Genomic DNA, 12,226 nt, shown 5'->3' on the forward strand with positions numbered 1-12,226 from the left:
GTTCTTTTTATTCATATCGAAGTGCGTCAACAGGCTGAAGCTTCGATGCCTTAATGGACGGCAGCAAGCCGAAAATAATGCCGACTGCCATTGAGAAAATGAGTGCTCCGATAACTGCCGGAACGGAGATGATAAAAGGCATCGGAAAGATCACCGTGATAAGTTTAGCGATGCCAAAGCCCGCCAGCACACCGAGAATTCCGCCAATACTTGTCAGCACGACGGCCTCTGTTAAAAATTGAAATAAAATCACGCGCCGCTTGGCACCGAGCGCCTTCTTAATTCCGATTTCCCGCGTTCGCTCCGTCACTGAAACAAGCATAATGTTCATGACACCGATGCCTCCGACCAAAAGTGAGATGCTTGCAATTCCGCCAAGCAGCAGAGCAAATGACTGGTTAAAGGACTCCACTTCCTGAGCGACCTCCTGAAGATCCATCACGCTGTACTCCGCTTTTTCCAAATCAGCATCTGACAGTCCTTGATTTAGAAGGTCCGCGGCCATTACACCGGCTTCTTGGATATGCTCAGAAGAGTCTGCCTGCACCGCAATCTGTGTCGGCGCGTCAAATCCTTCAATAAGCGGCCACACTTTTTTCGGCACATATAAAACCGGATTCGCATATTCGCCATCAAACATGCTTTCTTCCTGTTTCTTTTCATGAAAAACACCGGCAACCCGGAACGGCACACCATTCATCTCAATGTTTTTGTGCAGAGCGTCACCGTCAGGAAACAGCTCATCTCTTGCGGCCTCATTGATCATAACCACTTGGTGTGTGCTGTTTAATTCTTTTTCCGCCAGCTTTCTCCCCTCAGTGATGCTGATCGGGAACATATTGAAATAATCAGCATCCACTCCGTACACTTGAGGATAAGAAACGTTCGTTAAGTGAAAAACGGTGGCGCCTTCGGACAAGTAATATAAAGATAATCCTTTTACAACCGGGTCTGATTTTATTGCCTTAATGGTTTCTTCAGATACAGGGGGTGCGGACGTGTAAGAAACCTCCTGATAACCGCCTTCCTCCTCCCCGCCTGTTGGCTGGTACACAACATTAATCGCGTTATTTCCCATGCCGATCATGCTTTGCTTTAATTGCTCGCTTTGGCCTTTCAGCATAGAGACGATCGCAATGATCGCCGCTATACCGATAATGACACCAAGCATCGTAAGAATCGACCTCAGCTTATGTGAAAAAATAGATTGAAAGGAGATCCGAATATGTTCAAGCATGGCTAATCCCTCTCTCGTCTAACACTAATTCTCCGTCTCTGATGAAAACGGTTCTGTCGGCTTTTTTGGCGACGTCCGGGTCATGGGTAATCATAATGATCGTTGTTCCTTCCCGATGCAATTGTGAAAACAGCGACAAAATTTGTTCACTTGATTTTGTATCAAGCGCCCCGGTCGGTTCATCTGCCAGAATAAACCGAGGCTGATTGACAAGGGCTCTGGCAATCGCCACCCGCTGCTTTTGTCCGCCGGACAGCTTTGGCGGCTTGTAAGAGATCCTATCTTTCAAACCAACCTTTTCAAGAGCTTCATAGGCTCTTTGCCTTCTTTCTTTTTTCTTTACCTTATTGTAAATCATCGGCAGCTCGACATTTTGAAGTGCGGTAAGGCGCGGCAGCAAATGAAAGGTTTGAAACACAAACCCGATCGATTCGTTGCGAATGTCAGCCAAAGCACCGTCTTTCCCTTTTAATACATCCATCTGGTCCAGCATATAGTTTCCGGAGGTCGGCCTGTCCAAACAGCCTATAATATTCATTAACGTAGACTTCCCTGAACCGGACGGCCCCATAATGGCCAGAAATTCACCAGCTTTGACGGTGAGATTAATATGCTTTAAGATCGGCACCTCTTCTTTGCCCAGCTTGTACGATTTAGAAATATTATTCAGTGTCAGCATTGACTGTAACCTGCTTTCCTTCCTTGACCTCGGGATCAGGATAGATCACATAATCTTCCGGCGTCAGGCCGCTTTTGATTTCGACCATGTCACTTTCGTCTGTCTCCCCGATTTCAACAGGCTGTTTAACCGCTTTCTGCTCCTCATCCGTCTTCCAAACGTATGGTTCGCCATCATCCTGGATAATCATGTCGGACGGCAGCTTAATGGTATTCGCATCTGCTTCGTCACTCATGACTTCAATATTGACATGATAGCCGACTTCAAGGCCCTTATGGCTGTCCAATAAAACAGTGAAAGGATAGTTAGAGGATTGGGGATTCATTTCCTCTTCAGCATAACTTTCTGACTCTTCCCCCTCGCCTGTTCCAGCAGGAAGCTTGCCGATTGAAGTAATCTTGCCTTTCCACTCGCCTTCACCGCCTGTTTTCAGCGTAACTCTGACTTTGCTGCCTTTTTTAATCGTGTCCATTAACAGCTCGTTGATTTGGCTTTTCACAAGGTATTTGCCCGTTGAAACGATTTGGATATACGGGCCTGCTGCCTGATCACCCGTTGCGCCGTCCGCAATATCCTGATTGACGCTTTGAACGATACCGTCATGCTTGCTTGTGATCACATTTGAACCTTTGTTTTTCGTAAGTGCAGCCAGTTCTTTTTGGTGCTGCTTCAGTTCAAGCTGGCTTGTTTTTAAATCAAAATTGGCCTGGTCAAGCTCGTCTTGAAGCTGTGCTTTCTCGTCTTTTCCGGCTGTCTTTAGCTTCTTCTCAGTTTCTGCTATTGATTTTTGCAAGCGGCTGATTTGAAGGTTTGTCATTTCGGTTTGTAAATTGCTTTGCTCAATTTCGTCAGAATGATCCTCGCCCTCGTACTCGAAAAGCTTATCGCCTTTTTTAACCTTATCGCCTTCTTTGACGTACGTTTTTTTAATGCTTCCTTTCTCTGAATCTATGTATACTTTTTGCTGTTTCTCTGGTTCAACTTTTCCCGAAAACGATTGGGCAGATTCAGATTCACCGCCCATATACACCGCGACCGATTCAGCATAAGGCTCCGATGATACGGCAACTTGGTTCATGTGAGTAAAAAAGTAAAAACCGCCGGCGCCGATCCCCGCCAGTACGAGCACACCGGCACATATCGAACCGGCAATAAGCCATTTTTTCTTCTTGGACACAATGATCTCCTCTTTCTGTAATCTTCGTAATATTTTCGAAACATTCTAACCAATATTATCTATTAATTCAAATAGACTTTCAATCTTTTTCTTCAAAATCTGGAATTAGCAAGAAAAATTATATTTTTGTGGTTAAAAATAAAAAAATCCCGGCGTCATACCAGGATTTTTCTTACACAGAAACAAGCTGTTTTTCAGTTTTAATCAGGTCATAAGTTAAGCATACTGGTTTATTTGTACGAGGATCAGTGACGATTTCGGCATCAATCTGGAATACCCGCTTCAAAATATCCGGCGTCATGACCTCCAGTGCGGTCCCTTCCTTAATAACCGTGCCTTTTTTGAGCGCAATCATATAATGGGAAAATCGGGCCGCGTGATTCAGATCATGAATCACCATTAAAATCGTCCGTCCTTGCTCCTTGTTCAGTCTGTCAAGCAGCTGCAGGATTTCGAGCTGATGTGCGAGATCGAGATATGTTGTAGGCTCGTCAAGCAAAAGCAGCTCTGTCCCTTGTGCAAGCGCCATCGCAATCCACACGCGCTGACGCTGTCCGCCTGACAATGCCTCAATCGGACGCTCATGGTATTCCGCCATGCCGGTTTCTTCGAGTGCCCATTTGATGATGCGGCGGTCTTCATCATTTAATCTGCCGAAGCCTGATTGATGCGGAAATCTGCCGTACGACACCAATTCGTACACCGTTAAACCGCTCGGAGCCTCAGGCGTCTGCGGCAGAATGGCCATATCCTTCGCAATGTCCTTAGTAGACATTTTATGAATCGCATTGCCGTTTAAGTAAACGGCACCTTGATGCGAGCGCATAATTCTGGACATCGTTTTTAATATCGTTGACTTTCCGCAGCCATTCGGCCCAATTAAGGTTGTTATTTTTCCTTTAGGAATGGATATATTTAAATCTTCTACAATCAGCCTGTCGCCATAACCGATCCCAAGCTGTTCCGTTGATAATGAATTCAAGTTCGGTCCCCTCCTCAATTCGATTTCATCAATAAATAAATAAAGTAAGGCGCACCTAAAACGGAGATGACAAGTCCGACCGGAATTTCTGACGGTGCCAATACATTTCTCGCCAGCGTATCAGCCAGAAGAAACAGAAACGCGCCGATAAAGGCGGAAACCGGTATAAGCGTCTGGTGGCGGGGACCGGTAAGCCTCCTTGCCACATGCGGTGCAATTAATCCGAGGAACGCGATGCCTCCTGCAGCTGCCACACAGGATGCGGCAAGAGCGACCGCTGCCAGAAGGAGAATCCGTCTTTCCTTTTCAACAGCAGTGCCAAGTCCGGTCGCTAAGTGGTCTCCCAGCTGTAAAATGTTCAGATAGCGTGCTTTATATAAAGTAAAAGGAAGCAAGATCACAATCCAGGGGAGTACCGCCCAGATCATGTTCCAATTGGCCCCCCATATCGAGCCTGATATCCAAACTGCAGCCTGCATAAAGTCATGCGGGTCCATTTTGAGCTGAAAAATAAGCAAAAGGGCATTAAATCCGGCATTTACACCGATTCCGACTAGGATCAGCCGAATCGGAGTCACACCTTTTTTCCAAGCCAGAAGATAAATGAGAAACGCGGCGAGGAACGCGCCTGCCAGAGCGCTGAACGGCAGCATAAACGTCCCTAAAAAGCCGAGATCTGATGCTGACCCTTGAAAAAAGTAAATAAAGAGCACAACAGCAAGCGAACCCCCGGCGTTAATCCCGAGAATACCCGGTTCAGCCAAATCATTTTGAGACACGCTTTGCAAAATGGCTCCGGCAACAGCAATACCCGCCCCAACAAGCAGCGACAACATTATTCGCGGCAGCCTGAACTCAAATAAGACAAGCTCATCCCGCGCCGTTCCTTGGCCGAAAAAGACCTTGAGCGTTTCCAATGGGGCAATTTTAATGACACCCAGATTCAGACTGATAAAAAAGACAAACATGATCAGCAGAAAAGTTACTGCTATCACAACAAGAGGTTTTTTCGTTTTCATTACAGCCCTCTCCTTTCACGACGTGCCAAATAAAAGAAAAAGGGAACACCGATGAGAGAGGTCAGCGCGCCGACAGGCGTTTCAAACGGCGCGTTCACGAGTCTGGCCGCAATGTCAGCAAAAACAAGCAAAACAGCGCCAAGCACCGCCGAGCAAGGAATAATCCACCGATAATCAACCCCTACCAAAAACCTTGTGATATGAGGAATGATCAGTCCGATAAACGCGATGGTGCCGGCAATGGAAACAGCAGCTCCCGTCAACACCACAACGACAAGCATGCCAACCAGTTTCACCGCTGATGTATACTGCCCAAGCCCCTTCGCCAGATCGTCACCGAGGCTTAACACCGTCACAGACCGGGCAATGATAAACGCAAACGTCAAACCGACAGCTCCTGCAATAACCAGCAGCTGAACGCCTGACCATTTCACACCCGCTACCCCGCCTGCGTACCAAAAGCTGACATCCTGTGCTACATCAAAACGGAGCGCAATTGCGGTTGAAATGCCCGTAAAGAAATAACTGACGGCCGTTCCGGCAAGAGCAAGCTTTACAGGCGTGAGACCGCCCCTGGAAAACATGCCGATGCCCAATACCGTCGATGCCCCCAGTCCGGCGCCCGCAAAGGACCACAGCACAAGCCCGAAGCCAGAAAGCCCTGGAAAAAAAGCAAACGCAATCGAAATAGCAAAAGCAGAGCCCGATGTTATCCCCATAATAGAAGGCTCCGCCAATGGGTTTCTCGTCATGCCCTGCATGATCGCCCCAGACACGGCTAACAATGCGCCGACAAGCGTGGCAGCAGCCGTTCTTGGCAGCCGAAGATCGTGTATAATTTGGTGTGAGGTTTCATTTGGCTGGAAATGAAAGATGGCGTCCCACACAGTCCGTAAATGGATATCCGCAGCACCGAGAGAAATGGACAGCATCGCGCCGAAGCATAATAAACATACCCCCGCAACAAGCACAATGACCGCACCAAACGACCGGGATGTCCATTGAATTTCTTCATCTGATATCATCTGTTTATTTTTCATGTGACTCAACAGCCGTACTTCCTTTCGATAATGATAATGATTATCAATTGCTGTTTCAGTATATCACTTTTTTCTGCTGATTTAATAGAGCGTTTTGATAAAAATGAGAATATGAATGCAAAAATATCGTGTCAACTGGCACTTGTGATGATATAATCACAGGTGATAATGATTCTCTTTATCATCTATTTATTTGGAAAGAAGGTATGAGATATGACCCATACATACAAGAAGCTTGGTGCCGCTTTTTTTGCTCTTTTATTGATTGCAGCGCTGGCAGCCTGCGGAAATCACTCAGAAAGCAAAGGCTCTTCCTCTGATTCAAAAGACGAAGAAACCGTTACATACAAGGCTGAAAACGGAAATGTAAAAATTCCCAAACATCCTAAACGGGTGGTTGTCATGGCTGACGGCTACTACGGAGACTTCAAAACACTGGGCATCAACGTCGTCGGTGCACCTGAAAATGTATTTAAAAACCCTTACTACAAAGGTAAAACCGATGGTGTCACAAATATCGGAGACGGCACTTCTGTTGAAAAAGTGATTGATTTAAAGCCTGACCTGATCATCGTTTGGACTACACAAGGCGCCGATATTAAAAAGCTCGAAAAAATCGCGCCGACTGTTGCGGTGAAATACGATAAACTCGATAACATCGAACAGTTTAAAGAATTCGCAAAAATGACAGGAACGGAAGATAAAGCGGAGAAGTGGCTTGCCGAGTGGGACAAAAAAGTCGCGGCAGCCAAAACAAAAATTCAAAAAGTCATTGGTGACAAAACAGTTTCTATTATGCAAACAAACGGCAAAGACATTTATGTATTCGGTAAAGATTTCGGAAGAGGCGGAAGCATCGTCTACAAAGATCTTGGTTTACAGGCCACAAAGCTGACAAAGGAAAAAGCGATTGACCAAGGCCCAGGGTATACCAGCATTTCTTTAGAAAAGCTCCCTGACTTCGCCGGAGATTACATTTTCGCGGGTCCATGGCAATCAGGCGGAGACGATGGCGGCGTATTTGACAGTTCCATTTGGAAAAACCTCGATGCTGTCAAAAATGATCATGTCTATAAAATTGACCCGATCGGCTTCTATTTCTCAGACCCGATTTCACTAGAAGGACAGCTGAAGTTTATCACGAAAAGCTTAACAAAATAAACAAAGAGCCGCACTGATCTGCGGCTCTTTTCTATATTGCAAAGAATCCGACAGGACGGAGCAACTCATATTGAACCGCATCGCATATTTTCTTTCTCAATTCATATTAAGCTGCATCATCATCGCCGTAAGTTTTTTCAACGGTCTTTATATCGGAAAGCCTTTTTCTCATGTGCTTCTCGTTTTTATTTAAGTGCTGGCTTTGTTTCATTTTCTGAAGAAACGGAAAAAGCGTTTTTTGCATATTCGAATGTCCTATCACTGACAGCGTTCCTGTCCGCTATTTTGTGTATGGGACTTATAACAGGAGAAATACGTTTTTATAAAAAAGACACCTGACTGCATTGTCAGGTGTCTTTTTTTATGCTTGTTTTTCTTTAGAGAATTTCTTTATCACAAACGGATAAATTGCCAGACCGACAAAGAACAAACCGATACCGAGAATAAATGTCGTTAAATCCGCTGTGCCTGTTACGATAACAAACAATGAGTATACACACGCTAAAATCGCGATCAATCCGTCTTTTACCCGGGAACCTTTCAGCTGATCATACGTTTCGCCTTTTATAACAAGCTTCAGGCTGTAAATCGCAGACACTAAATACGGAATTAAATACGCAAGGGTTGCCGCTGTCGTTAAAAACGTAAATGCGTCACTTATTGTCCGGGAAATAACAGAGAATATGAAGACCTGTGACATCACATTTGTAATGATCAAAGAAATAACCGGGCTTCCTTTTTTATTTGTTTTCGCAAAGACCGCCGGAAAATCTCCTGCTTTAGCAGCTTGGTACGGAACCTCAGAGCCAAGCAAAATCCAGCCGAGCATCGTTCCGAATAAGCAAAGAATCGCCAGTAGCGCCATAATCACGCTTCCTGCGTTTCCAACAATCGCATACAGCACATCAACGAACGGTTTTTCAGATCCGACAAGCTTATCGTGCGGCAGAACCCCCATTGTGATCAATGTGACAATAATGTAAATGCTTAACGCGATCAACAAACCTGTGATGGTCGCACGTTTCACATCACGCTGAGTACGCGCGCGTCCAGACAAGATCACTGCTGATTCAATTCCCACAAACGCCCATAGAGTAGAAATGGCGGCGTTGTGAACCTGTCCGCCGATGCCAATGCTTGTGCCGTTCTCACCTTGAATCGGAAAATAAAAATGATCGAATAATGTCGTTTGAAACACAAACAATCCGGCAATGATAAAGAAAACAAAACCTAATACTTTTGAAAACGTTGTGATAAAGTTTAATTTACTAGCACCGTTAATGCTTGCAACAAGAATCGTGTGCGTTCCCCAGAGCAAAATCGTACATACAGCAAACGTCAGCAATTGGCCGAGTGTCACCTCTTGGCTGCCGACAGCAAACAGTACACGTTTATCAACTAAAATTGGGAAAAACGAAGTCAAGTAACCGGCTAGACTTGTGATAATCGCCACGTTACTGATCCAGCTCGCCACCCAGTAGCCCCACACCATTGTGAATCCGGCAGCGTTCCCTTTCTTCGGATCAGAAAACAGCGCTCTCGCATAACTTTGCGGCCCCGCTGTCAGCTCAGGCTTGCGAATAGACAAGTGCCCGAAGACAAGCGCAATCATCAGCACGCCCGCACCTGTCAAAAGCCAGGCGGACGTAGCGCCAAGCGGACTTGCAATCGAAGCAAGCGAACTTGGCAGGGAGAAAATCCCCGATCCAACCATATTTCCAACGACAAACGCCGTTAATAACCAAAAACCCCATTTTTTTGTCTGTTCCATTCCAGTACCTCCAATGATTCTTTGTACGGACCAGAACCCGAGATCATGTAAACACAAAAAAAGCCTGAACAAAAGTCCATGCTTAAAGAAACACACACCCTTGATCTCCGGATAGCCCTCCGCGAAAAAGCACGCGGCAGTCCTGCACTTATTCAGATACAGTCCCAGCATAGAGAAGGATCGGCTTTCTCCACACTTCGGCGCTGATGCCTTTTACACATGTTTAACAGCTCCTGTCAGCCTGGCATGTGTGACTCATCATCCGCGCAACCTCTACCTCACTGAGAAAGAGTGAGGATTTATTTATTCAGTTACTCCCAGAAGGTTATCAAAGAAAGAATGATCTGTCAAAGGGAACAGATGGAAAATGCGGATAGAGCCAAGCCCTATCCGCATGCGGTTAGCGATTATTTTTCTTTTTTTGTACAGCTTCTTGAAGCGGATCATCTTTAAGAGCTGAACCGGCATCTTCAAGAGCTCCTTGGATTACGTTTTTTTCTTTTTCAGAACGTTTACCTTTATCTTTATTAAAGAAAGCCATTCGTATCACCTCTTTTAGAAAATAGGTACATCTTTAAGATGCCTTTTTCTCAGGAAATTATGCGGCTCATTTTTTTATCGGCCAAAGTTCTGTTGCTCAAACATACATTCTCTTGATATATTTGTAATTCAGAGATTTTTGCAAAAGATAAAGGAGAAGCGGGGAAATGACAGGAAAAACACACATCATGGGAGGCATCGCTTCTTGTACCGCAGCGGCTTATTATTATGGATTTGACCCAGTACTCATGGCGGCGTCCGGCGCGGTTGGCGCATTAATTCCCGACATCTGCCACACGCAAAGTAAAATCGGAAGAAGATTTCCTATCTTATCGAAAATTGTCAGTTCCGTATTTGGCCACCGCACCTTTACACACAGCCTGCTGTTTCTGCTCATCATGTTTTTTATCACAGCCACATATATTCCAGATAAAAACATATCAGCAGGGCTGATGATCGGAATGGCAAGCCACTTGGTTCTGGATGCCTGGACAGTGAATGGCATCAAATTGTTATTCCCTTCAACCATTCGCATACGGCTGCCGTTGTATATGAAGACAGGCAGTTTTTCCGAACAGCTTGTGTTGGCCGGTCTGACAATAGCGTCATGCTATTATTTTTATATGCTGTTCCATGGGCGTATGTTTTAAACACGAGTGCTGAAGCTTGTCTAAGAAGACTGTTTTTAGTAGGTTTTACATAAGAAGCATCTTCATGGCAGATGTTCAAGAAAACGTGAGGAGTTATAAATTGATGAAAGGAACCTTTTTTCACAATCAGCGTTTTTTAAGTTTATCCATCTTATTCATGTGGATCAAAACTTATGTGATCTATAAACTGGGTTTTGATTTGCAGATCGACTCTCTATTGCAGGAGCTGATTCTGCTGATCAATCCGCTTAGCTTCATACTCCCTCTATTTGGGATTGGACTGCTTTTAAAAGGCAGCAAGCAGCGCATCTTTTTGCTGATTGCCAATTTGGTTCTGACTGCCATTTTGATCTCCAACACGATTTTTTACGGCTTTTATATCGATTTTATTACCATCCCGGTTTTGTTTCAGGCCAGCAACATGAGCGATATGGGCAGCAGTGTAAAAGAACTGTTCAATCCTTTGTTCATCGCTCTGTTTGCGGATTTGGCTTTTCTTCTGCTGCTCTCCAGAAAAGAGAAGAGTCCCGAGTCGAAAGCGAACCCCCGTACGGTCAAGCGGTACTATGCCGCTTCCTGCGGGATTCTTATATGTACGCTGGGACTTGCAGAAATTGAACAGCCGAAGCTATTGGCACATTCCTTCGACCGGGAAGTGCTCGTCAAAAGTATTGGCCTGTTTCAGTTCCACATCTACGATACCATTTCTCAGACTGTCAATATGAGTGCGAAGGCATTTGCCGATGAAGACAGCCTCTCTACAATCAAAAACTACACTGAGGCTGACTACAGCAAGCCTGATCAAAGCAAGTTCGGACTGGCAAAGGGACGGAATGTGATTTTTGTGACGCTTGAATCGACTCAAAGCTTTGTTCTGAATGAAAAGGTAAACGGAAAAGAAATTACCCCGTTTATGAATGATCTGATGAAAAAAAGCTATTCCTTTGATCATTTTTATCAGCAAACAGAGCAAGGCAAAACGTCTGATTCGGAATTTATCGTCGCTAACTCTCTATACCCTTCCCTAAGCGGCGCCGTCTTTTTTACGAAAAGTGACCATCAATTTCATACGATGTACAAATCACTCAAGCAGAATGATTATTATTCAGCCGTCTTTCACGCCAATCATAAAACATTTTGGAACAGAGATGTAATGTATAAAACGTTTGGGATTGACCGTTTTTTTGATGTCGATGAGTTCCATGTGACTCCTGAAACCTCAACAAGCTGGGGATTAAAGGATAAGGAATTTCTGGAACAGTCAGCTTCTAAACTGAAAAGCCTGCCGCAGCCGTTCTACAGCAATTTCATCACATTGACGAACCATTTTCCGTTTGAAATTGATGAAAAGGATCAGCTGATTGATGAATATGATTCAAGCAGCGACCTGTTAAACCGCTATGTGACGACGGTTCGCTATGAGGATGAAGCACTGAAGCATTTTATCAAAAAGCTCAAGGATGAAGGCTTATACGATAACTCGATGATTGTCTTTATGGGAGATCATTACGGCATATCAGAAGCCCATAATAAAGCCCTGGCTGAGTTTTTAGAAAAAAGTGAAATTACGCCATATGACACCGTCCAGCTTCAGCGGGTGCCGTTTATCATTCATATTCCTGGAATCACTGATCAAAACCCGGAAACAATCTCCGATGCCGGAGGACAGGTTGACGTCAGGCCGACTCTGATGCACCTGCTCGGAATTGATACAAAAGGTGATATTCAGTTTGGCAATGATTTGCTGTCAAACAACCGAACGCCATTTGCCGTGCTGAGAAACGGCAGCTTTATCACGAACGACTATGTATATACGAAAAACACATGCTACAGCCAAAAAACAGGAGAAGTGTTAGAAAATCAAGATGCGTGCGCTCCCTATAAAGAAAAAGCAAATGAAGAGCTGTCTCTCTCTGATAAAATGTTAAATGGAGACCTTCTGCGTTTTTATGGTCAATAAAAAAATCCCT

At 44.8% G+C, this 12,226-nt stretch carries 11 protein-coding genes and 1 riboswitch; of the genes, 3 read left to right on the forward strand and 8 right to left on the reverse strand.

Features of this window, described 5'->3' with window-relative positions; translation table 11 throughout:
• Nucleotides 1-7 precede the first annotated feature (7 nt).
• From NSS75_RS17870 to NSS75_RS17895, 6 genes are all read right to left on the reverse strand, one after another.
• Nucleotides 8-1,237 (reverse strand): ABC transporter permease, encoded by a 1,230-nt coding sequence (locus NSS75_RS17870; protein WP_024122818.1) that lies wholly within the window; start codon nt 1,235-1,237, stop codon nt 8-10.
• Nucleotides 1,230-1,916 carry an ABC transporter ATP-binding protein gene (locus NSS75_RS17875; protein WP_103671336.1) on the reverse strand — a complete coding sequence of 229 codons (687 nt, stop codon included), beginning with the start codon at nt 1,914-1,916 and terminating at the stop codon, nt 1,230-1,232. The genes NSS75_RS17870 and NSS75_RS17875 overlap by 8 nt, the downstream gene beginning before the upstream one ends.
• Nucleotides 1,900-3,093 carry an efflux RND transporter periplasmic adaptor subunit gene (locus NSS75_RS17880; protein WP_103671335.1) on the reverse strand — a complete coding sequence of 398 codons (1,194 nt, stop codon included), beginning with the start codon at nt 3,091-3,093 and terminating at the stop codon, nt 1,900-1,902. The genes NSS75_RS17875 and NSS75_RS17880 overlap by 17 nt, the downstream gene beginning before the upstream one ends.
• Nucleotides 3,094-3,265: 172 nt before the next feature.
• Complete coding sequence (locus NSS75_RS17885; RefSeq protein WP_024122821.1) at nt 3,266-4,075, reverse strand: ABC transporter ATP-binding protein; 810 nt, start codon at nt 4,073-4,075, stop codon at nt 3,266-3,268.
• A gap of 14 nt (nt 4,076-4,089) precedes the next feature.
• Nucleotides 4,090-5,094, reverse strand: coding sequence for an iron ABC transporter permease (locus tag NSS75_RS17890; RefSeq protein WP_229043915.1), 1,005 nt, complete (start codon nt 5,092-5,094; stop codon nt 4,090-4,092).
• Nucleotides 5,094-6,143 carry an iron ABC transporter permease gene (locus tag NSS75_RS17895; RefSeq protein WP_339234219.1) on the reverse strand — a complete coding sequence of 350 codons (1,050 nt, stop codon included), beginning with the start codon at nt 6,141-6,143 and terminating at the stop codon, nt 5,094-5,096. Before NSS75_RS17895 ends, NSS75_RS17890 begins: the two co-directional genes overlap by 1 nt.
• 204 nt (nt 6,144-6,347) lie before the next feature.
• On the opposite strand from NSS75_RS17895, the gene NSS75_RS17900 reads away from it, so the two are divergent.
• Nucleotides 6,348-7,295, forward strand: a complete 948-nt coding sequence (locus NSS75_RS17900) for an iron-hydroxamate ABC transporter substrate-binding protein (protein ID WP_024122824.1) — start codon at nt 6,348-6,350, stop codon at nt 7,293-7,295.
• A gap of 361 nt (nt 7,296-7,656) precedes the next feature.
• On the opposite strand, the gene NSS75_RS17905 is transcribed toward NSS75_RS17900, so the two are convergent.
• Together NSS75_RS17905 and sspJ are read right to left on the reverse strand one after the other, a co-directional pair.
• Nucleotides 7,657-9,066, reverse strand: a complete 1,410-nt coding sequence (locus NSS75_RS17905; RefSeq protein WP_024122826.1) for an amino acid permease — start codon at nt 9,064-9,066, stop codon at nt 7,657-7,659.
• Between the two features lie 104 nt (nt 9,067-9,170).
• Nucleotides 9,171-9,350: riboswitch (Lysine riboswitch) on the reverse strand.
• Nucleotides 9,351-9,466: 116 nt separating this feature from the next.
• The gene (gene sspJ, locus NSS75_RS17910) at nt 9,467-9,607 is read right to left on the reverse strand and encodes a small acid-soluble spore protein SspJ (RefSeq protein ID WP_010331863.1); all 141 of its coding nucleotides are present in this window, start codon (nt 9,605-9,607) and stop codon (nt 9,467-9,469) included.
• A gap of 166 nt (nt 9,608-9,773) precedes the next feature.
• Here sspJ and NSS75_RS17915 point away from each other — a divergent pair, with 166 nt between their 5' ends.
• Nucleotides 9,774-10,256, forward strand: coding sequence for a metal-dependent hydrolase (locus NSS75_RS17915; RefSeq protein ID WP_024122827.1), 483 nt, complete (start codon nt 9,774-9,776; stop codon nt 10,254-10,256).
• A 103-nt stretch (nt 10,257-10,359) separates the two neighbouring features.
• Nucleotides 10,360-12,216, forward strand: coding sequence for an LTA synthase family protein (locus NSS75_RS17920; protein WP_024122828.1), 1,857 nt, complete (start codon nt 10,360-10,362; stop codon nt 12,214-12,216).
• Nucleotides 12,217-12,226 lie beyond the last annotated feature (10 nt).

Origin of the sequence: Bacillus sp. FSL K6-1012, assembly GCF_037964915.1 — a bacterium.
Classification (GTDB): domain Bacteria; phylum Bacillota; class Bacilli; order Bacillales; family Bacillaceae; genus Bacillus; species Bacillus halotolerans.